General features: G+C 39.8%; 21 protein-coding genes. 13 read left to right on the forward strand and 8 right to left on the reverse strand.

What is annotated here, in order from left to right; all coding sequences use genetic code 11:
• Nucleotides 1-62: 62 nt before the first annotated feature.
• Nucleotides 63-905 carry a MerR family transcriptional regulator gene (locus ACYVQ1_RS01835; RefSeq protein WP_461249635.1) on the reverse strand — a complete coding sequence of 281 codons (843 nt, stop codon included), beginning with the start codon at nucleotides 903-905 and terminating at the stop codon, nucleotides 63-65.
• A 96-nt stretch (nucleotides 906-1,001) separates the two neighbouring features.
• On the opposite strand from ACYVQ1_RS01835, the gene ACYVQ1_RS01840 reads away from it, so the two are divergent.
• Nucleotides 1,002-2,033: an NAD(P)H-dependent amine dehydrogenase family protein gene (locus ACYVQ1_RS01840; protein WP_073950162.1), complete on the forward strand. Its 1,032-nt coding sequence runs from the start codon at nucleotides 1,002-1,004 to the stop codon at nucleotides 2,031-2,033.
• 290 nt (nucleotides 2,034-2,323) lie between these two features.
• On the opposite strand, the gene ACYVQ1_RS01845 is transcribed toward ACYVQ1_RS01840, so the two are convergent.
• Complete coding sequence (locus ACYVQ1_RS01845; protein ID WP_461258401.1) at nucleotides 2,324-2,686, reverse strand: DUF7832 domain-containing protein; 363 nt, start codon at nucleotides 2,684-2,686, stop codon at nucleotides 2,324-2,326.
• Nucleotides 2,687-2,922: 236 nt separating this feature from the next.
• The gene (lysS, locus tag ACYVQ1_RS01850) at nucleotides 2,923-4,413 is read right to left on the reverse strand and encodes a lysine--tRNA ligase (RefSeq protein ID WP_104020832.1); all 1,491 of its coding nucleotides are present in this window, start codon (nucleotides 4,411-4,413) and stop codon (nucleotides 2,923-2,925) included.
• Nucleotides 4,414-4,640: 227 nt separating this feature from the next.
• Here lysS and ACYVQ1_RS01855 point away from each other — a divergent pair, with 227 nt between their 5' ends.
• The 4 genes from ACYVQ1_RS01855 to ACYVQ1_RS01870 all read left to right on the forward strand — a co-directional run bounded on the left by ACYVQ1_RS01855 (nucleotide 4,641) and on the right by ACYVQ1_RS01870 (nucleotide 8,140).
• Nucleotides 4,641-5,948 (forward strand): LysM peptidoglycan-binding domain-containing protein, encoded by a 1,308-nt coding sequence (locus ACYVQ1_RS01855; RefSeq protein WP_461249637.1) that lies wholly within the window; start codon nucleotides 4,641-4,643, stop codon nucleotides 5,946-5,948.
• 13 nt (nucleotides 5,949-5,961) lie between these two features.
• The gene (locus tag ACYVQ1_RS01860) at nucleotides 5,962-6,441 is read left to right on the forward strand and encodes a hypothetical protein (protein ID WP_347105380.1); all 480 of its coding nucleotides are present in this window, start codon (nucleotides 5,962-5,964) and stop codon (nucleotides 6,439-6,441) included.
• Between the two features lie 319 nt (nucleotides 6,442-6,760).
• A complete protein-coding gene (locus tag ACYVQ1_RS01865) occupies nucleotides 6,761-7,663 on the forward strand; it encodes an HAD family hydrolase (protein WP_347105382.1) in 903 nt (300 codons plus the stop codon).
• A gap of 57 nt (nucleotides 7,664-7,720) precedes the next feature.
• Nucleotides 7,721-8,140 carry a hypothetical protein gene (locus tag ACYVQ1_RS01870; RefSeq protein WP_461249638.1) on the forward strand — a complete coding sequence of 140 codons (420 nt, stop codon included), beginning with the start codon at nucleotides 7,721-7,723 and terminating at the stop codon, nucleotides 8,138-8,140.
• 99 nt (nucleotides 8,141-8,239) lie between these two features.
• On the opposite strand, the gene ACYVQ1_RS01875 is transcribed toward ACYVQ1_RS01870, so the two are convergent.
• The 4 genes from ACYVQ1_RS01875 to ACYVQ1_RS01890 all read right to left on the reverse strand — a co-directional run bounded on the left by ACYVQ1_RS01875 (nucleotide 8,240) and on the right by ACYVQ1_RS01890 (nucleotide 10,949).
• Nucleotides 8,240-8,878, reverse strand: a complete 639-nt coding sequence (locus ACYVQ1_RS01875; protein WP_461249639.1) for a histidine phosphatase family protein — start codon at nucleotides 8,876-8,878, stop codon at nucleotides 8,240-8,242.
• A 2-nt stretch (nucleotides 8,879-8,880) separates the two neighbouring features.
• Nucleotides 8,881-9,354, reverse strand: coding sequence for an aminoacyl-tRNA deacylase (locus ACYVQ1_RS01880; protein ID WP_021144404.1), 474 nt, complete (start codon nucleotides 9,352-9,354; stop codon nucleotides 8,881-8,883).
• Between the two features lie 112 nt (nucleotides 9,355-9,466).
• Nucleotides 9,467-10,369, reverse strand: a complete 903-nt coding sequence (locus tag ACYVQ1_RS01885) for a glycoside hydrolase family 25 protein (protein WP_037597645.1) — start codon at nucleotides 10,367-10,369, stop codon at nucleotides 9,467-9,469.
• A 190-nt stretch (nucleotides 10,370-10,559) separates the two neighbouring features.
• Entirely contained in the window at nucleotides 10,560-10,949 is a 390-nt protein-coding gene (locus ACYVQ1_RS01890; RefSeq protein ID WP_061652211.1) for a hypothetical protein, read from the reverse strand.
• A gap of 151 nt (nucleotides 10,950-11,100) precedes the next feature.
• Between ACYVQ1_RS01890 and ACYVQ1_RS01895 the strand changes: the two genes are divergently transcribed.
• Nucleotides 11,101-11,943, forward strand: coding sequence for an HAD family hydrolase (locus ACYVQ1_RS01895; RefSeq protein ID WP_461249640.1), 843 nt, complete (start codon nucleotides 11,101-11,103; stop codon nucleotides 11,941-11,943).
• A gap of 37 nt (nucleotides 11,944-11,980) precedes the next feature.
• Here ACYVQ1_RS01895 and ACYVQ1_RS01900 read toward each other — a convergent pair whose 3' ends face one another.
• Nucleotides 11,981-12,607, reverse strand: coding sequence for a Pr6Pr family membrane protein (locus ACYVQ1_RS01900; protein ID WP_037611496.1), 627 nt, complete (start codon nucleotides 12,605-12,607; stop codon nucleotides 11,981-11,983).
• 110 nt (nucleotides 12,608-12,717) lie between these two features.
• On the opposite strand from ACYVQ1_RS01900, the gene ACYVQ1_RS01905 reads away from it, so the two are divergent.
• The 7 genes from ACYVQ1_RS01905 (at nucleotide 12,718) to ACYVQ1_RS01935 (ending at nucleotide 21,555) form a co-directional block, all read left to right on the forward strand.
• Nucleotides 12,718-13,875 (forward strand): Mbeg1-like protein, encoded by a 1,158-nt coding sequence (locus ACYVQ1_RS01905; protein ID WP_461249641.1) that lies wholly within the window; start codon nucleotides 12,718-12,720, stop codon nucleotides 13,873-13,875.
• Nucleotides 13,876-13,906: 31 nt separating this feature from the next.
• Nucleotides 13,907-14,671, forward strand: a complete 765-nt coding sequence (locus ACYVQ1_RS01910; protein ID WP_461249642.1) for an SDR family NAD(P)-dependent oxidoreductase — start codon at nucleotides 13,907-13,909, stop codon at nucleotides 14,669-14,671.
• A 117-nt stretch (nucleotides 14,672-14,788) separates the two neighbouring features.
• Nucleotides 14,789-15,127, forward strand: a complete 339-nt coding sequence (locus tag ACYVQ1_RS01915; protein ID WP_461249643.1) for a nucleotide pyrophosphohydrolase — start codon at nucleotides 14,789-14,791, stop codon at nucleotides 15,125-15,127.
• A complete protein-coding gene (locus tag ACYVQ1_RS01920; protein WP_461249644.1) occupies nucleotides 15,124-16,854 on the forward strand; it encodes a DUF2075 domain-containing protein in 1,731 nt (576 codons plus the stop codon). Before ACYVQ1_RS01915 ends, ACYVQ1_RS01920 begins: the two co-directional genes overlap by 4 nt.
• A gap of 81 nt (nucleotides 16,855-16,935) precedes the next feature.
• Nucleotides 16,936-17,859 (forward strand): Rpn family recombination-promoting nuclease/putative transposase, encoded by a 924-nt coding sequence (locus tag ACYVQ1_RS01925; RefSeq protein ID WP_461249645.1) that lies wholly within the window; start codon nucleotides 16,936-16,938, stop codon nucleotides 17,857-17,859.
• Between the two features lie 26 nt (nucleotides 17,860-17,885).
• Nucleotides 17,886-18,107: a transposase gene (locus tag ACYVQ1_RS01930; RefSeq protein WP_145516247.1), complete on the forward strand. Its 222-nt coding sequence runs from the start codon at nucleotides 17,886-17,888 to the stop codon at nucleotides 18,105-18,107.
• A 529-nt stretch (nucleotides 18,108-18,636) separates the two neighbouring features.
• Nucleotides 18,637-21,555: a YSIRK-type signal peptide-containing protein gene (locus ACYVQ1_RS01935; protein ID WP_461249646.1), complete on the forward strand. Its 2,919-nt coding sequence runs from the start codon at nucleotides 18,637-18,639 to the stop codon at nucleotides 21,553-21,555.
• Nucleotides 21,556-21,603: the final 48 nt, after the last annotated feature.

The following is a 21,603-nucleotide window of genomic DNA, read 5'->3' on the forward strand; positions in this document are numbered from 1 at the left end:
AAGTTGCAGGATAAACCTATTATAGCAAATACTAGTTATGAAAATGGTTTAGGTAGAAACTTTTAACTGTTTATTCCAATTCTAACTTGCATCCGAATAAACATATCTCTTTTTTGTTCTTCTAGGCTTGGCTGCTCATGGATGACCTCACACAGATAGTCTCCAATAATTTGATACCCTTGTTCACGAATATCTAAGAGGAATTGAGGCAAGAGCTTGATTTCTTCTTCGAATGATTTACAGTATCGTATAGCGTAGTTACCTTTTGGGAGTATGCTTTTGGTTAAATGAGAGTGATAGATGGGTTCATCATCAAATAGTGTAAACTCTTTAGAATCAAAGTTTTGACTGATGAAATTCTCTTTTGGCATAATTGAACCTACTCGACTAAAATGATTGAAAAAAGGATTGTATTGCATGATTTCTTGCTTAAAACACCGTAAATGGAGTTCGTATTCCTCAGTTGACATCTGATAGATGTTTGAATCAATCTGAAAGCGATAAAGAGAACGTTCAGGAAATGTTTGGATTTCCAAGTGTTGAGAGTGTGATTTCGTCTGGTAAAGTAAGGCTCCAGATTGATAGATTTCAATTTCTCGAAGTTGTTTTTTGATACGTTTTTCTTCTTCAATGAGTTGTTGATACTTGTCGATAATCAGTTTGTGAAGGTGTGAATTTTCGATATCAGACAGGATTTCCTTAATCTCTTCCAAAGAGAAGTCAAGTTGACGCAAATACTGGATGGCATCCACTAGGGATGATTGCTCGATATGATAGCCTCTATAGTTGGTTTCAGGGTCGACTTGATATGGTTTCAAGAGACCAATCTGGTCATAGAATCTTAGCGTACGAATAGGAATATTATTTAATTTGGAGAACTCTCCAATCCGTAAAATGTCTTTCATTTTCCACCAAACTTTCTATTGACTCTCTAGTTACTAGAGACATTATAATATAATTGTGAAATAAATAACAACCTTTATAGAAAGAAGGCGAAATCTATGAAAAATACTAAAATTCGTGCAGTACAATTTGGTTGTGGAAAAATGTCTCAAGTTCTTTTTAAATACATGTTAGATCATGGTATTGAAATCGTTGGAGCGATTGATAATAATCCAAACATTGTTGGTCAAGATGTAGGTGATTTTGCAGGACTCGGTTATAAAACTGGTGTCCTAATTTCAAACAATGCGGAGGAAGTCTTTAGCAATTGTGATGCTGATATCGCTATCGTGACAATTCTTTCCTATATGCCAGAAATGTATGATTTCTTCGAAACAGCTATTAAGCATGGGGTCAATGTTATAACAACTTGTGAAGAAGCCATTTATCCTTGGACAACCTCACCATCTGAGACCAATCGCTTAGATAAATTAGCGAAAAAATATGGCGTGACAATCATGGGATCTGGTATGCAAGATATTTACTGGATTAATATGCCTTGTCTTGCCATGGCAGGCCTCAACAGAATCGATAAGATCAAAGGTAAGGTTAGCTATAATGTAGAAGACTACGGACTTGCCCTTGCAGAAGCTCATGGTGCTGGTTATGATTTAGAACGATTTGATGCTGAAATTGCAAGTGCTGAAAGTTTCCCATCTTATATGTGGAATTCCGCTGAAGCTATTTGTTCAAAAATGAATTGGACCATTAAGGATATTTCTCAAAAGAGTGTTCCTTATGTTCTAGATGAGGATGTCTATTCTGAAACTCTTGGTCGAACTATTAAGGCTGGTGACGTGACAGGTATGTCGGCAGTGACAACGATTCATACTCATCAAGGAGTTGTGTTTGAAGTGGAGTGTATCGGTAAGGTATATCGTGAAGATGATGGGGATATGTGTGACTGGGAAATTACTGGTGAGCCTAATCTTGTCTTTTCAGTGTCAAAACCAGATACAGTAGCACATACCTGTGCGACCATTGTCAACCGAATCCCTACAGTGTTAGACGCACCTGCTGGCTATGTGACATCTGAAAAAGCGCGTGAAGTTGAATTTCCTACATATCCATTGCACACTTACGTTAAATAGCAGAAAGTTCTCCCTCAGAGTTTATCAAGAGGGAGAACTTTTTGATAGTTTTGAGTTAAACAACTTCCCTATGTTAGGAAAGTAACATGAAGGTGATGGTTTGGTGCTAATTGCAATTATAGTAGTAACTTTGGTAGGTTTTATTATCACAATCCAGATGAATCAACCAGCTTATTTGCTTACTAACCACTATGCTAGTGGTGATGGGAGTTTTGGACACTTGAGTAAGGTCTCCAAGAGCAAAATATAGAAGAAGGTTTCACGGTAATTACGAGAGAATTTTTTTCTATTTATACTAATTGTTCTTTGTAACTGGTAAACATCTCGTCAATATCATCTTCAACCAAGTGATAGATTTTCCAGTCAAATTCAGTTCTAGCAACATCATCAACCAAGACTGTATAACAGAAATCCATGTAATCTTCATAAAAATCAGAGATGAAGGGAAGGAGTGTGTTACTGATATCAGTTGAATAGAGTTTTTCATCAAGATGTTTAAAGAGATAGTCTGTACCCGTAATCGTTTCATTCTTGAGTTTTTGTACATCCTCAAGGTTAAACCCATCACTTTGGGGATTCAGAAAATCATGTTTTGCTAGCCAGGCGACGAAGATACTGAGATGAAAAGCAGCTCTTTTACTAATCTCTAGCATGTCTGATTGGCTTAGTTTTTCTGAAGGGATATTATTTTCTTCACAATAAAATACAAGTGCATGATCGAAAAAATAATCTGATCGGTCTATGGGAAAGTCTAGTTGATTTTCTTTAATTGTTGTATCAGGCTGTTCACCCACAATTGATTTTTTCTTAAATAGGGACTTCAGTTTTTTGAACACGTTTATACCTCATATAAAAATATCCCATTATTTGATTAATGGGATATCACTTTTTATTTCATCGTTGGGAACAACAAGACATCACGGATGGTTGTTGTATCAGTGAGGAGCATGCAGAGACGGTCGATACCGATTCCGAGTCCACCTGTTGGTGGCATACCGTATTCGAGAGCTTCAACGTAGTCGTAGTCGATGCCTGTTGCTTCGTCGTCACCGAGTTCTTTAGCAGCAGCTTGTGCTTCGAAACGTGACAATTGATCGATTGGGTCGTTCAATTCGGTGAAGGCATTTCCGTACTCTTTTGTCATGATGAAGAGCTCGAAACGGTCAGTGAAGCGTGGATCTTCTGGGTTTTTCTTAGCCAATGGAGACACAGCAACTGGGTGACCGTAAACGAAGGTTGGTTGAATCAATGTTTCTTCAACGAATTCTTCGAAGAAGGCGTTGATGATGTGACCAACTTCAGTGTAGTGTTTTTCAACTGGAACATTCTTTTCAGCAGCGATTGCTTTGGCTTCATCCAAAGTCATGTCTTGCCAGAAGTCAACGCCAGTGATTTCCTTGATTGCATCAACCATGTGGATGCGTTTGAATGGTTCGTTGATCTTGATTTCAGTTCCTTGGTAGTTGATAGGTCCATCACCTTTAACGGCTTTAGCAGCGTGTTGGATGATACCTTCAGTCAAGTTCATGATATCGTGAAAGTCAGCGTAAGCTTGGTAAACTTCGATAGATGTGAACTCAGGGTTGTGAGTGGCATCCATACCTTCGTTACGGAAGATACGTCCGATTTCGTAAACACGTTCCATACCACCAACGATGAGGCGTTTGAGGTGAAGCTCAGTTGCGATACGAAGCACCATGTCAATATCTTGAGCGTTGTGGTGGGTGATAAATGGTTTAGCAGCAGCACCACCAGCTTCATTGTGAAGAACAGGTGTTTCTACTTCAAGGAAACCTTGAGCATCGAGATAGCGACGGATTTCAGAAATGATTTTTGAACGTGTGACAAAGCGATCAAAGCTTTCACGATTAGAAATCAAATCGAGGTAACGTTTACGGTAAATCGTTTCAATGTCTGAAAGTCCGTGGAATTTTTCAGGTAATGGACGAAGGGCTTTAGACAAGTGCGTGATATGAGTAGCCTTAATAGAAAGTTCTCCCATATCTGTGCGCATAACTTCACCTTCGACACCGAGGAAGTCACCAAGGTCAGCTTTCTTGAAGATTTCGTAGTTTTCTTCACCGACAGCATCTTTACGTACGTAGATTTGGATTTGACCATCGCGGTCTTGGATGTGGGCGAAGCCAACTTTACCTTTACCACGTTTAGTCATCAAACGACCTGCGATAGTAGCAGTTTCGTTGATTTCGTGCAATTCTTCTTTTGTTTTGTCAGCGTATTTTTCTTTTAATTGACCAGATGTAGCTGTGCGTTCGAATCGCTTACCAAAAGGATCGATTCCTTGTTCAGCCAAGGCCGCCATTTTTTCACGACGGACAATCTGTTGATCGTTCAATTCTTCCATGTGTTGATTTGACATGTTAGTCCTCCATAAAATAGTCGTAATTATTGTATCATAAATCACCTTCTAAAGATAGGACAAATGATTAAATGTCAGATAAATAAAGCTAGGATTTGTCTATTTTTAGGACAAATCGTTAACTAGCATTAACCTTTGATTAGAAAGTTATAGAATTTATTGACAAATATAATAAAAAGGGTGTACAATAGCAAAGTAAGTTTCGTATGATATAAGGAGGAAATACGATGAAAAAGAAAAATTATGTTAGTAAAGCCGTGATGCTTGGCGCTTTACTAGCACCTATTGGGATGCCTACGGTATCTGTGTTAGCAGATAGCTTTTATCAAAATCAAACGAGTGCTCACGCTGCTGATATTACAAACTGGATTGCCAGCACACCTGAACAAATTACAAATAATTTGACAACTCAGAATATCAATCCACAGCAGTTAGATGGCCAACAGTACGTGATTCAATGGGGAGATACCTTGTGGGGAATCTCTCAAGCGACTGGAATTTCTATTGAAAAATTAGCCTACGATAACAATATTCAGAATATTGATCTTATCTTTGCAGGTGATGTCCTCATCTTGAAACGTGATGGTGATGTACCAGCAGGTTATCATGTCACTGGTAATGGTTACCGTTGTGCACATTCTAAGATTGTTATCAACAACTACTACGGTGATAACAACCGAGTGATTATCAATAATAGCACTTTTGTCTCTGATGACCATTCTAAGAATACAGTGATCTACGCTCCAGATAATTCTGACAATAGCGTTTCATTCTCAAATAATACGACTAACAATAATAACGATAAAGACAAAGATACTAAAGAGTCTAAAGATAGCAAGGACTCATCTTCGTCATCATCAGAATCTAAAGACGCTTCATCAAGTTCAACAAGTTCTTCTGACGCTTCTGCATCAAGCTCAATAGCAAGCAGTAGTGAAAGTAAAGCAAGCACAGATGCTTCTAAAGAAAAAGAATTGACTGAGGATGCTTTCCAAGACAAGGTTCAAAGCGAATTCGAACAAGTTTATCGACAAAATCGCTCAGGTAGTCCTGCATGGAAATTCTTCTCACATGCAGATGATAAGACTGGTGTAAATGCTAGCGATAAGAAGGACACTGAAAGTACAGCTCTTTACCGTCAAGGTGAAACTGCTAAAGATGAAGATATTGCTAATGGTCCTAAAGATGGTGCCAAAACTGAAGCCAATGCCAAAGCTCTCGCTCAAAAGATTTACGACACCCTTAACAATGGTGGTAAAATGTCAGAGCTTATCAAGGCAAAATATGCGCAAATTAAGGTAACTTACAAGGGTGATAAGTGGGCCTTCAACGTTGATGTTTACAAGGAAAAAGAAAGTTCATCATCAAGCACTGAAAAATCATCAGAATCTAAGGCGTCATCAAGTGATGATTCTCAAACAGAAACACGCATGAGTTCAAGCTCATCAAGCCTTGAACGCTCATCATCAAGTTCTTCAAGCCACACTGAAACAGACTCAGAGGCAACTTTCTCTGACCTAACTGGTGACGAATAGAGAGGGGCAAGACATGTCAAAGAGAAATATCATTATTAGTGTTGTTCTTGCTTGTCTCTTGGTTACGGGAGCTGGATTTGGTGCTTTCTATTACTGGGGAACACACCATTTAGATAGTGTTGTACCTGGTAAGGTTTACCAATACTCAAGTACTCTAAACGGTGAGGTCAATAATCGTGTCATGTATGTAGCCTTCCAAGAAGGTGGGAACAAGGCGCTTGTGAGTCAAGATCGTACGACAGTGGTTAATGCTGCTAAGAGTCAGACTGATTTTGACAAGGCCTATAATGACCAAACAGCTAAGTGGGAATACAGTGTGACAAAAACAACATTGACTCTTGGTAAAAAAGAGGACGATCAATTGTCACAATGGCAGTACAACAAGGTCTTTGCTTATGGCGACCACTTCACATCAAAAGATTTCTTTTACCAGATTGCCAAAGGTGGTCAGGGTGAAGTCAAACAAAAAATGACCTTTAAAGAAATTAAATAAGCGTCTAAATATGACAAGATGCATTAGGTTTGGGACAAATTGTTCCAAACCTTTTTCTATCTTCAAAACACGAATAATCTTTCCTTAAGTGGGGTCGGAAATTGAAAAGAAAGGGTAAAAACGGTATAATAAGACTGTTTGGGCAATTGCATCTTAGTTAAAAAACAGACGAGTAAGATTGCCCTAGACAGTTGACTAAAAGCTTACTTTTGCAAGACTGAAGATTAAATTAAGAGCTGACTCATGTAGTAGTTTAGTTGTTAGTTTCCTAATTTATTTAAGTCTCTGACAAGAGAATGATATAAGAAAGAACGGACAGATGATTACTTCTATTGTTTTTGACGTTGACGATACTATTTATGACCAACAGGCACCTTACCGTATTGCCATGGAAAAATGTTTCCCTGACTTTGATATGAGCCACCTGAATCAAGCCTACATTCGTTTCCGACACTATTCTGATGTTGGTTTTCCACGTGTAATGGCCGGTGAGTGGACAACTGAGTATTTCCGTTTTTGGCGCTGTAAAGAGACCCTTTTGGAGTTTGGCTACCGTGAAATTGATGAAGAAACGGGTAAGCATTTCCAAGAGGTTTACGAGCATGAGTTGGAGAATATCACCATGCTTGATGAGATGCGCATGACCCTTGATTTCCTCAAGGAAAAAAATGTTCCTATGGGTATTATTACCAATGGACCTACAGAGCACCAACTTAAGAAGGTCAAGAAGTTGGGACTTTATGATTATGTGGACCCTAAGCGTGTCATCGTCAGTCAGGCGACAGGTTTCCAAAAGCCTGAGAAGGAAATCTTCAACCTCGCAGCTGAGCAATTTGATATGAATCCATCGACGACGCTCTACGTTGGAGATTCTTATGACAATGATGTCATGGGTGCCTTCAATGGTGGCTGGCATTCTATGTGGTTTAACCACCGTGGACGTAGCCTCAAACCAGGTACTAAGCCAGTCTTCGACTTGGAAATCGACAATTTTGAGCAACTCTTTGGAGCGGTAAAAGTCCTTTTCGATCTTCCAAATAATAAATATATCTTTGATATCAATGATAATGAAAATCCAGTCCTTCAACTAGGTATCAATAATGGTCTTATGATGGCGGCTGAACGTCTTCTTGAGAGCAATATGAGTATTGATAAAGTGGTTATCCTTCTTCGTTTGAATGCGAACCAGGAAAAAATCCTTCGTATGAAATATGGAAGATAATAGAGCGGCCTCGTATGGCCGTTTTATTGTCTAGAACGTGAGATAAGGAGTTTGAAAATGGTAGAAATCAACAATTTAAAACATGATATTGAAGCACTGAGTGCTGAACGTGATGCTTTGAGAAAAGAGGTAGAAGCACTCGAAGCCAAACGTAACGATCTCTTCGAAGGTATTAGAGATGCAGAGCAGATGAAGGGCGTTGCTTGGGATTCCTATTATGCATTAGTGGACCACCTTAATGCTGAGGAAAAGCAAAGAGGGTTTGCTAACAACTATTGGGAACATGTCCATAGAACTGCCAAAATAGACGTGGAATTTATCTTGAGTCGTGGTCTCCGTTTTAAGCGTTTATTGTCTGAAGGACAGTATGATCTTGTCTCACAGGAACTAGACGATTTTGAAAATGAACTAGAGGACTTGGCCCGAGACTTTGGTGTCGAATTAAATCGTTTGCCAGATGAACCGAAGTGGAAATAATGGAAGTGAAGCTCTTAAAATAATAGATTTAAGGGCTTTTTGACTGCTAAAAAGCGACCCTTGTTCAGGATCGCTTGTCTTATGAAGTCAGTCGCTGATTTAGCTGATCTTGTTTTGTTCATCTATATAGGACGTATCATTCCAACATTTAAGAGTGAAGTGCTCGAAATCATTGGTTTCGAGAATAGTGACAGAAGCATTGTCAAGACCGCCGGCCTTACGAAGAAGACCAGGTTCAAAACCAAGGAGTGTACGGATAGAAGCCGTTAAGTTAGCTCCGTGTCCGACGATGAGGACATTTTTAGCATCACTATCTTTAAGTGTTTTAACAAATTCGGCCACACGTTTAGTTGTCTGGTAGACAGACTCAGCTTGGAAGTCATTGGCACGGAAGTTGGCTAGGTTATGACGGAAAGCATCCATTTCTTTTGGATAGATGGCCTGAACGAGTGCAATTTTTTGCCCTTCGAGTTTACCAAGTTGCCATTCACGCAGAGCTTTAGTGTAGGTAACTTTAGCTTTAGGTTTTTGAGACTCCATGATGAGTTCAGTGGTTTTTTTAGCACGTGGTAGGTCACTTGAGAAGATCAAGTCAAAATGTGTGTCACTGAGATAGTGACCTAACTCACGTACTTGTTCGATAGATTCTTTAAGCAAAGGCGAGTCTCCCTTGGCGCCTTGAAGTCGGCCTTCCAAGTTCCACTCGGTTTTACCGTGACGTACAAAATACAGTTTCATGATTACTCCTTAATATCAGCAAATTCAGCATTAACAAAATCAGCAAGATTTTGACTATTGATACGGATAGAACGCCCAATTTCCCCCGCTGAGACAATAAGGAAGCCAGCTTCTTGGGCAGACTGATCGATATAAATAGGGAAATTATGCTTTTGGCGAATTCCCACTGGGTTGTTAGCTCCGTGAACATAGCCAGTTGTTTTTTGGAGATCCTTTTGTGGAATCATTTGAACTTTCTTGTTCCCTGAAATTTTAGCTAATTTCTTTTCAGACAGGTGTTCGGTGATAGGGACGATGCCGATGACTGGTCCTGTCTTATCTCCCTTAAGGGCGAGGGTTTTATAAATGCTCTCACGCGCCACATCTTCTGGAAGCTCCCCTTCTAAACCATTGAAGGATAAGCTATCATGGTCAATATTAGCTTTATCAAGAATTTGGTCAACCAAGGTCTTCTTGACTTTGCCTTTCTTAGCCATTGTCATATCTCCTTTTAAAGTTATACTTTTCTACCATCCATTATAACACATTCATCCGAGTACGCCTAAGCCAATTTGACAAGAAGAAAACCAGTGCCTTAGGCACTGGTTTTTACTGACTACTAGATGAACTTGTCGAAGTAGTCTTCTTATTTTTAGTTGGTTTTTGCTTAATCTTACCAAAGAGTTTTTCAAAGGTTTTACGTTTGTTTTTCTCAGGATTGATTTGGTTAAGATCTAGGATATTATCGAAACCAGGCAGGCTTCCTTGTGACGTATACTGGTGAAGGTCATAGTCGATTTCGGTATTTGGTAGAGCCTCATAATAACCAGAATCGGTACCGTAGGCTGGAATCCAAACAGCATCAAAGTTTTTAGTTGAAACTTCTTGCTCAAGCATGAAATAAGCACCAATATAGAGACCAACGTTTTCAGCTCCTAGACGTTTGAGCTCAGCGAGAAAGGCTTGGACACCTTGCTCCATGTTGGACATGGTTTCTTCTTCAACGTCGATCCAGTAATAAGTAGGTTTGTATGGAGAAGCATTTTTGTAGAAAATACGAGCTTCTTCCTTCATCTCTTTAACAGAAGTACCTTGAGCGTAGGAATAGACGGCAACTGGAACGTCACGTTTTTTGAGTTCTTTGATATGTGTTTTAAAAGATTTGTCGACCCCATTCGAACTAGCGGCATTGCTATCCTTACTAATCTGTGATCCACCGAAGACGCGGATAATAGCACCAGAAATATGATTTGACAAGACATCGTAATCGATATCCTGAGGTAGTTGCCACCCCGAAAGGTCAATAATGGGATTGAGTATCAGCTCCTCGTCGGAACTGCTAGATGTACTACTGGTTGTTGTTTTTGGTGTAGTAGCATAAGGAAGAGCAGATTTCACGTTTTGGAGATGCGCCTGCTGTTTGGACGTATTGTGAATATTTGCAATAACTAATGCTAATCCTAAAAGAGCTAGAACCACGTAAACAACGATCGGTTTTATTCTTTTTCTCATTACTCCCATTTTACCTTAAATAGTGCAAAAATGCAAAATAGAGTGTTTATAAATTCTGTGAGAGATATTAAAGTGACTGATTTCCAAAAAGCCTTTGTAGTGCTGACTTAGGCACATTTTATGAATAAGGGTGTTTTGAGCTAGTCTTGAATTAAGTGAATTTTTCATTTATTAAAGCAAGAAATTTAGCTTAAAAGTCAGTTTCCTCCTTGAAACTAGCGCCACTAGTGGCATCCGACCAGGCTACAAGAGCTTGAGCAGAGTTATCTAGATAGGTTTTGAGAGGCTGCTTCAAATCATAGATGGTCTCCCAAAATCCCAAGACATTTCCATCTTTGTCTATAGCAGCTTGGTAGGTTTGGATGAGGACTTGATCAAAACTGTCTGTTGGAATCTGATAACTTCTTTCTTTGGTAGGAGAGGCTAGCACTTCAGACATGATCCAATCAGGCAGATTTTCAGACTCACGGGGGAAGAAACTACCGTCAGCGCCACCATTGTCATAGAGAAAGTTTCCTTGTGCATCATAGGCTGCTAATTTATAGGGCAGGTGATTCAGTAGTGTTTTTAAATCATTCATACTTTCATCATAGCTTCTTTCATGCAAAATGGCAATGCATTGGATTGGAGACAATACTATCGTAGGATAGTATCAGTTTGTCCAAGGATAGTAGTATCTCTTGTCGCATTATCAGGGTATAATAAAGTAAAAGAAGACTCGAGGTGAAAACATGTCAAAACTTATTTTTCTAGATGTTGATGGGACCTTGGTGGATTATCATAATCGCATTCCAGAATCAGCAGTAAAGGCTATTCGTCAGGCCCGTAAAAAGGGCCATCTGGTCTATGTTTGTACTGGTCGTAGCAAGGCAGAAATGCAACCAGAATTATGGGAAATTGGCTTGGATGGGATGATTGGTGGTAATGGCTCTTATGTAGAGCATCATGGGCAAGTCCTCATGCATGAGCTGATTTCCAAGGAAGACGCTGCTAAGATTGTGGATTGGTTGACCCAACGTCATCTAGCTTTTTATCTTGAGAGCAATAATGGTCTCTTTGCCAGTCCGGATTTTCGGGAGCGAGCACGTGAGACACTTAAGACTTACGCTATTCAAAAGGGGCAGTCAGAAGAGTCTGTCGCTGGTAAGGAGCCAGAAGATTTTCTTCATGGCCTTCAGTATGGTGGGGAGCTCTACCGTGATGACCTAAACAAGGTCAGTTTCGTTTTAGAATCCTATCAGGACCATCTAGATTCAAAAGAAGCTTTTCCACAGCTTGAAGCCCATACTTGGGGAGGTCGAGGTGAAACAGCCTTATTTGGTGATCTAGGTGTTAAGGATATTAACAAGGCCCATGCCATCGATGTTCTTTTGGAACATTTGGGGGGTGAGCGTTCGGAGACCATTGCTTTTGGCGATGCCAAGATTGATATCCCTTTGTTGGAATACTGTGAGGTTGGGGTTGCCATGGGAAATGGTGGGCCGGAAATCTTGGCTATGGCAGACTTTGTAACAGACGATGTTGAAGCTGATGGCCTCTATAAGGCTTTTGAGAAATTAGGCTTGTTGAAATAGAAAAAACTAAGTTCCGTTTGGGAGCTCAGTTTGTGTTTTATGCTGGTTTACGACCGATAAATTTTTTCAAGAGGTACAAGAGATAGCCGACAGCGATATACCCGGCACTGATGACTAGGACATTTACCAAGACCTTGTTCCAACCAAATTTATTGACATTGATAAAGAAGTAGGCGAAGGGGCTATCTTTGGCACCTGGGATTGGGAGTTTTAGAACCAAGCCATTTAGAAGGGCAAAGGCAAAATAAGACAGAGGGACCACTGACCAGTAAATTGGCTCACGGAGACGGTAGGCTTTCTTAGCATCGAAAATGAGGGTATCAAGCACCAATCCCCAAGGGACAATATAGTGAACCAAGAAATTGCGGAGGGTCCAGAATTTTTCAGGTTCTGTAATAGGAGCCAAGAGGATGTGATAGATGACTCCAGTGATGAGGATGGCCATGGTTACGCCACCCTTGTAACGCAAGAGTTTTGTGTTAGTCGTCGCATTCCCTTTTTTGAAGTCATAGATGATAAAGAAAATCAAACTAGAAAAGACGAGGATATTGGACAAAACGGTGTAGTAGAGCAACATGCCCCAACCATCGTCATGGATTTGGATAGAGACTCCTACCAGTCCACAAAGAGCTAGTAAAATACGGTAAAATCGTGAAATAGTCATAAGCTTCCTTTTCCTAATAAATAATCTCTCTTATCATATCACATTTTTCACTAACAATTTTTTGAAAATTCTAGTAAAATCAAAGTAAGAAAGACTTCAAGGAGATTACTATGTCCAATCTAATCGATTATCTTGAAAAGGTTAAGGATATGCCTTTTGACCAAGAGCCACTTAATCTCTTGGATAAGGTTTGCATCAATGAAATTGGCTACCTGACTTATGAAAAATGCCTCACAGCAAGTGATTTACAGAAAACCATCAATTTACATGACTATGCCGAGGGTAAAGAGCTAAATCCTGAGTATACCTTCATGGTGACTAAGGAACGGGTAGATTTGGCTGAAGCCATGGTCAGGTCGAAGCGTTTCGCTGGACTTAATCTAAGTGACTACTGTAGTGTCTTGGACAAGGAAGTCGAAAAGCAGTTTGCAGCCATGATTTTTAGCCTGCCGGAACTGGACTATCAGCAGATTGTTTTTCGTGGGACAGATGATAGTGTTATTGGCTGGAAGGAGGATTTTCAGCTGACCTACAGTAGGGAAATTCCAGCCCATCGCTCAGCTATTGCCTTTCTGTCTGAGCACTTGCCAAAACTCAGTGGCCATATTGCTGTTTCTGGACATTCCAAGGGTGGTAATCTTGCCCTCTATGCGGCTGTCCAAGGCTCAACTGCTCTACGCGAGCAAATAGCAGAGCTCTTGCTTCTGGATTCTCCGGGATTGATGAAGCCCCTCTTAGAGAAGCCTTCTTACCAAGGGTTGAAAGCCAAGATGACTGTTATCAGACCTCAAGATTCCGTTGTGGGAGTTATGCTATACTGGGATAGGCCTGCCCAGCTAGTCGCAGCAGAAGGCATTGGATTTGCTCAACATAACGCCTTGACTTGGGAGGTTGATTTAGTGGCAAATGATTTTGTTTATGAGGACCAGTCAACAGAGTTGAGTCAACGCTTGAAAGAGACCTTCCAAGAATGGATTGAGACTTTGCCAAATCAACAACTTAAGCCAGTCTGTGATTTATTCTTTGATACCATTCTTGATTCTGGAATTGAGAGTCTAGACGATATTAGTATCAAAACTCTCCCTAAGCTAGGTCAACTGTTGCAAGAATTTGGCAACCTTACTGACCAACAAAAAAAGGTTCTTCAAGATGGTTTCAACCAATTACTCTCGATATTTTGGAAGTCAGGGGACAAGAAATCTAGCCTGCCCAAGCTTGAACTTCCTGATTTTATCAAGAAGTTGGGTGAATTGACAAATAACGATTAGGGGCAGCTGGACTATAGGAGTGGAGGATATCATGCCTAAAAACGTACTTATTACAGGAGCAACATCAGGAATTGGCGAAGCAACGGCGCGTGCCTTTGCTAAAGAGGGAGAAAATCTCATCCTAACAGGTCGCCGTGTGGAGCGTCTTCAAGCCTTGAAAGAAGAGCTCCAAGCAACCTATCCCAATCAAAAAGTTTGGACCTTTGCACTGGATGTTACCGATATGGACATGGTCAAGGATGTTTGCCAAGCCATTCTCAAAAGTGTGGGGCAAGTCCATGTTTTAGTCAATAATGCAGGACTGGCACTAGGTCTAACAGCCTATCAGGACTATGAGGAGTGGGACATGCTGACCATGCTCGACACCAATGTCAAGGGCTTGATGATGGTGACACGTCAGATTTTGCCAAGCATGGTAGCTGCCAATGAGGGCCATATCATCAATATGGGCTCTACGGCGGGCATCTATGCCTATGCAGGTGCAGCTGTGTATTCAGCTACAAAAGCCGCAGTGAAAACTTTCAGTGACGGCTTGCGTATTGATACCATTGCCACAGATATCAAGGTGACAACCATTCAGCCCGGTATCGTTGAGACGGATTTTTCTCAAGTTCGCTTTCACGGTGACAAGGACAAGGCAGCCAAGGTTTATCAAGGTTTGGAAGCCCTCCAAGCCCAAGATATTGCGGATGCTGTCCTCTATGTCACAAAGCAACCACGACGCGTTCAGATTTCAGACATGACCATTATGGCAAACCAACAAGCCACAGGGTTTACCATTCATAGGGGAGAGTAAATAGATGATAAAAACATGGCATCAAGCTGTGTTTTTTGTTTGAATTTTCCCAAAACTATGAAAGGACCTGTGAAAATGCTATAATGTAAGGGATTACGACAGTGTTGAGGTGGCAGAATGAAGGAATTAATGAATAAAATCAATCAATTTAGAGATGATAGAGATTGGCGAAAATTTCATAATGAAAAGGATTTAGCTATTTCCATATCACTAGAAGCAAGTGAACTTCTTGAGTTGTTCCAATGGAAAAATTCAGAAGAAGTTGTAGAGAGCTCACTTGAAGAAATTAAAGAAGAACTTGCTGATGTATTTATTTATTCTTTTATGATGGCAGATAACTTGAATCTGGATGTAGAAGAAATTATAAAAGAAAAAATTGAAATAAATGCAAAAAAATATCCTGTGGAATTAAGCAAAGGAAATAATAAAAAGTATACGGACTTGGAGAAAAAATGAGTAAAATTCAATCACCCGTAGTATTAGAAATCGACTATTCCAGTCGAACATTTGATCAATTAAAAGAAACTATCGCACCAAAACATTCTAAGCTTATTTTTGATTATCCAACTGTATATATCGTAAATGATGAAACTAAAAACAAATACAGCGTATATGTTGGAGAAACAACAGATATTATTCGAAGAACAAATCAGCATTTGTCAGATGATATAAAGAAGGATAGAGAAGACTGGCGACAATTTGAACAATCTAAAACATCAAAAATGTTTGTCATTGGGCATAACCATTTCAATAAATCTTTGACCTTGGATATTGAGAATAGGTTAATGCTCTACCTATCAAGTGTTGACCAAGTTGAAAGGGTTCAGAATAGAAGAGGAAATCCTCAAAATCAATATTATACTTCTGAAGAATTAGACGAAATTTTCTCAAAGATATGGAGAACCCTAAATCGGAAAAACCATTATTTATTCCCAGCAGAAAGTTTTATTCGAAATTCAGCGATATTTAAATCCTCTCCATTTCACAAGTTAACGGATGAACAAGTAAAGGCCAAAAATGAAATTTTGCTAAAAATCATCTCTGTTATCAGTAGAAATGAAACAGGAGTTTTAATTTTAGTAAAGGGTGATGCTGGTGCAGGAAAAACAGTTTTGATGAGTTCTCTCGTTGATGATTTGTTGAATTCTGAAGATATTCAGATGATTCGTGAAAATAATGATATCAATCTAGTTGTGAATCATGATGACCAACTCAGTGTTTACCAAGAAATTGAGAAAAAATTAGAATGGAAGAGTGGATCAAATATTAATGTTGTGATGAAACCAACTCAATTTTTGAATGCTCTGAAAAAAGAAAATAGCGATGCTGGAATTGTAGTGGTTGATGAAGGCCATTTATTATTGACTGCAAAAAATCAAGCTTATCTAGGAGGGAATCATTTAAATGATTTACTTGCGAAATCAAAAGTAGTCGTACTTGTTTATGATGAAAATCAGATCATGAACAAATCCCAAATATGGACAGATGATTCTTTCTTGAAATTAGAACACGAGGCAAATCTAAAAGGAAATCTCATTACACTACACAATCAAATGCGTATCCATGCGACAAAGGAAACAGTTGAGTGGATAAGAAATCTGATTGATGTTGGAGTTGTGAATGAGGTTCCAATTGATAATGATTATGATATTAGAGTTTTTGACTCTCCTGAAGAGCTTCAAAAAGCTATCATAAAAAAGGATGACGATCAGAACTTAGGAATTTCACGCTTGACAGCAACCTACGATTGGGAATATAGTAGCCAATCGAAGCCAACAGATTCGGAGTATTGGTGTGTCCGTATCGGAGACTGGTCTTGTCCGTGGAACAGACAACTTGCAAAAGAAAAAGACTCGAAGCATTTATCTTGGATAGAACAGTCTCAAACGATTCATGAAGTAGGATCAACGTTTACCGTTCAGGGATTTGACCTAAATTATGTGGGAGTCATCATTGGTCCATCTGTTAAATATAGAAACGGCAAAATCGTATTTGATATTTCTGAGAGTAAAAATAAAAGTGCTGTTCAAAACAGAAAACTTGAATCAGGTGAAATGATAAACTATGGAGAAACATTATTACGAAATGAGTTAAATGTTTTGCTGACACGTGGAGTAAACGGTTTATACGTCTATGCCGTAGATGAAGAACTCCAACAAGCATTAAAAAATGCGATAAAATAAGATAACCTACATATTCTAAAGCTTTTTCCGAATAATAGAAGTAGAGGGGCCAACCCTCTATTTTTTCTTAAGGAAAGGTAAATGGAAAAAAGACACAAGCATGTCTCACCGACCTTGGATATCATGGCTAAGAAGATTTTTAGCCTGCCTGAGGTGACGGTGGCTTTCATTCGAGATATTTTGAATTTGGATGTTGTGGATGCCCAGATTTTGGAGGGGACACAGCTTCATAAAAAGGACTTTGACGAGGATGAGCTCTTTTCAACCTCGGTGGATGTTCGGGCTAAGTTGAATGATGGAACTGAGGTCATTATTGAGATTCAGGTGCGTAAGCAGCATTATTTTCTCAATCGTTTTCATTATTATTTGGCTAACCAGCTGGTGGAAAATGTGCAACAATTACGTCAACAAGGACAGACGCATAAGATGTACGAGCAGATGGAGCCAGTCTATGGCATAGCTATCTTGGAGAAGACCTTGTTGCCAGATGAGGAGTCCCCGATTAATACTTATTGGATGGCCAATAGTCGGACGGGCAAGCCTTTGTATTCTTTCTATAAGGATGGGAAACGGCAAAACCTTCTTCAGATTGCCTTTTTAGAGTTGGATAAGTATAATAAAGGTAAACATATTACGGATGAAGGGCGGCAGTGGCTAGAGTTTTTTGGGAATCTCCCATTTTCTAAGGAACCTAGTCAAGCGGTCACGCATGCCGATTCATTACTGGATTCATCCAGCTGGACACAGGAGGAAAAGGCGATGATTGATGAACGCATACGTATTCAAGAAAATTATGACATGACCATGGAAACAGCAATTGATGAAGCACGTGAAGAAGGCATAGAGAAAGGGTTAGAGCAGGGACTAGAACAAGGCTTGGAGCGAGGTCGCCATGAGGGACAACTAGAACTGATTCGTAAGATGCTGTTAAAAGGTCTGTCACTAGAGGTAGTATCAGATGTGACTGGTCTATCGCTTGAAGAATTAGAGGCATTGTTATCGTAAGAGCCAACCGATAGGAGGAAAAGGCGATGATTGATGAACGCATACGTATTCAAGAAAATTATGACATGACTATGGAAACAGCTATCGATGAAGCACGTGAAGAAGGCTTGGAGCAAGGGTTAGAACGAGGCCGTCATGAGGGACAATTAGAACTGATTCGCAAGATGCTGTCAAAAGGCCTTTCACTAGAGGTAGTATCAGATGTGACTGGTCTATCGCTTGAGGAACTAGAGGCATTGTTATCTTAAAATCAGTTGATTTAATCATTTTTTGAAAAGTCAGAGGCAGTTTTTGTCTCTTTTTTTATTTTTGGGTATTTAACATTTGTAATACTAAAACATTCGGAAAATAATACTTTGAAAGATAAAATTAAAAAAGACTGTCAAACGTTTGACAGAAATCTGAGAAAACAGATTTAAAACAATTTGATTGTTTTAGCCGATAGATCTTGCTAAATAAGGATTGGAGGGAAATTAGATGTTTGTCTTTCTTACACGTGAAAGAAATTACCTTTTTGTGCGACATTTTTAGACTATAATTTAGAGGTGAGTGACTGAACTTTCTAATATGACATTTTTGTTAAGGCCTTGTTAAACTGGATAACCTAGCCTTTTATTTTGTTTTCTCATCCTTTATAATTTACTTTGGTTTGTTTTTAATAAGAAAAACAACAGAATCATTAGCGATTTTTAATATTAGGGAATCTTTATTTTCTTTCAAAGGACGGCTTGGTCCTAAGATAGAGAGATTGTGAAAAAAAGTATCAGGAGAATAGACTTGTTTAAAGAAAGAAAAACGAAACCAAAGTACAGTATCCGTAAATATTCCATTGGGGCAGCATCAGCCTTGATTGGGTTCATGGCTCTTGCCAATGGGCAAGCAGCTCAGGCTGATGAGGCACAATCGATTAGTGAGTTGACTGATGCCTCAAATCAGGTACAGACACCTCAAACAGCCTCAACTGCCCAATTGGCAACTTCAGAGCCAGCGTCAGCAGAGCCAGTGCAAGCGTTGCAACCTGCCAATATTGCTCCAGTTCAACCTCAGGTAACAACTGTTCAAGTAGCTGAACAGACTCCTACCATTGATCAATTGGTTGAGGCAAGCAATCCACAAACTCAAGAAACCTCAGCAAACGTTTTAACCAATGCGACTGAGGACCAAGGTCAAGGCAAGGAGTATAGCACTGATGGTTACGGTGCAAAGATGCCTTATAGGACTCACGAGGCAGAAAATGCGACTGTTGAAAATGGCGCTACAATCCAACAGTCAACGGATATGGAATCTACGGCTGTGGAAGCGACTAATCAAACTTTTGTCGAGCTTCCTAAAAAAGATGCGGCAGTGACTTTCAATGTTACTGAGCCAGCCAATGCTTTGAATGTGCGTTATACAATACCTGATGGTGCGTCAGGTCAGTTGGATGTCCAGGTTAATGGATCAAGCGTTGGTAATCTTGATTTGTCATCTCATTCAGCATGGCAGTACCTTAAAGGTGACCATGAGTATGATCAAGCTTTTGATGGTTCAAGTGCACGTTTTCGTTTTGATGAGACACGTCTCCTCCTCAAGGATATCCAATTAAAATCTGGTGATAAAATTTCCCTCGTTAAGAAGAAAGATGACAATGTCCCTTATGGTATTGATTTTATTGAGCTAGAACAGGCTCCAGCGCCAGTTGCCCAAAGTGAAAATAGTATCAGTATCGTGGATAAGGGCGCATCTGCTAATGATGATAGTGACGACACAGCTGCCCTACTTACGGCTGTTGAAGAAGCTAAAGCCAGCGGAAAATCTGTCTATATTCCAGAAGGACGTTTCAATTTTGACAAACAAGTTAATATCGAAGCGGATAATCTAAAAATTTCAGGTGCCGGTGTTTGGCATACGCAACTACACTTCACAAGTGACAAACGCTATGGTGGTGGTATTGTCTTTGGTCATAACAGTAATGGTATTGAGTTGAGCAATCTCTATATGGATTCCAACTTGACTTCTCGTTACAATGAGGATGCACAGTACAAGGCTATTTCGGGAACACTTGGTAAGGATTCTAAAATTCACGATATCTGGGTTCAGCATTTTGAAGTTGGTATGTGGATTGGAGACTACGACCAGACGGGAAATATGAAGTATACGGACGGTCTTGTTGTTGAAAACGCTCGTATCCGTAATAACTTGGCTGATGGTATTAACTTTGCTCAAGGAACCAAGAATTCAACGGTTAAAAACTCTAACATCCGTGGGAATGGTGATGATGGTTTGGCTATCTGGTCAAGTATTTCAGATGGGACAAATGCCGCAGCCGAGGAAAATAATAAATTCTTCAACAACACCATTGAATCAGGATGGCGTGCGGCTGGTATCGGTATTTTTGGTGGTAAGGGTCATGAAATCTCAGGAAACCTCATCAAGGACGTCTTTGCTGGAGCAGGTATCCGTGTAAACACAGTCTTTGCAGGCCACAATTTTGACCTCAATGATTCTGGAATTAAGATTCATGACAATACCATTCTACGTTCAGGGACAACTAATGACCTCTATAACCTCCATCGTGGTGCCATTGATTTCCAACAAGTTCGTGGAACAATCAAGAATGTTGATATCTACGATAATAAGCTATTGAATACCTTGGCTGAGCCGGTGATTACCAAAAACTTTGAGATGGGTGACAATGGTAATGGAGAAATCCGTATATCAAATAATACGATTGACAATAAGGCGACGATTGTTGGAGCTGTTTCAACAGTTTCTCCAACAAAGTCTGAGCCAAAGCCAGTCGATAATCCAGTATCTGAGACTTCAGCATCAGAAATACCAAAGAGTGAAGCAGATTCAAGTACTCCAGTCTCCGAAGCATCCAATAGTGAAGTAGTATTCGAAACTTCAGCATCAGAAACAGCAAAGAGTGAAGCACGTTCAACTGCTCCAGTTTCCGAAGTATCAAACAGTGAAGTGGTCTCTGAGACTTCAGTTTCTGAGTCACCAAAGAGTGAAGCCAGCTCGACTGCTCCAGCCTCTGAGTCACCAAAGAGTGAGGAAATACCAGTAGCTTCATCTACCAGTCAGGTTGACGTAGTAATTACTTCTGACAGCCCAGAGAAATCTCCAACTTCAGAAAGTACACAAAAGGATCCGATAAGCGAGGTTTCTTCAGAAGTTATTGAAAAAGGTTCAACAAGTCAGGTTGACGTCAAAGTTTCCGAAGCACCAACAACAGCAAGTACATCTGAAGTTGTCAGCATCTCGCCAAATAGTCAGGTCGCTTATAACAATGACCTAAAAACTCCTATAACAAGCAGTCAGCTCGCCTCAGAAGCTATTCGCTTTAATTCTCTGTTGAATGAGAAATCTGTGGATGTGATTGCAAGTAAAGTCATGGCGGTTATGGCATCTGAAACATTAGCCTCAGAAGCGGCATCACTTACAAGTTCTGAAGGTGTAGCCAAAGAGATTAGCAATGATTTGTCAGAATGGGCGGAAAGCAAGAAGGATGAGACACCTAAGAATGTCGCCCGTATTGATAAAACAACTGAGGCAAACCAGGTTGCTAAGGGTTCTGAAAGTCAAGCTAGTACTTCAAAAGAAAAAGGTAAGTCTAATACTACAACGGTCTTCCTTCTTGTCGGAGTTGCTGCGGCACTAAGTATATCTACAATTTATCTTACAAAACAAGGTAAAAAAGCAGGTAAATAATAGGTAAGAAGCATCCAAGAAAATGGATGTTTCTTGTTTTTTAAGCAA

It is taken from the genome of Streptococcus parasalivarius (assembly GCF_054785155.1).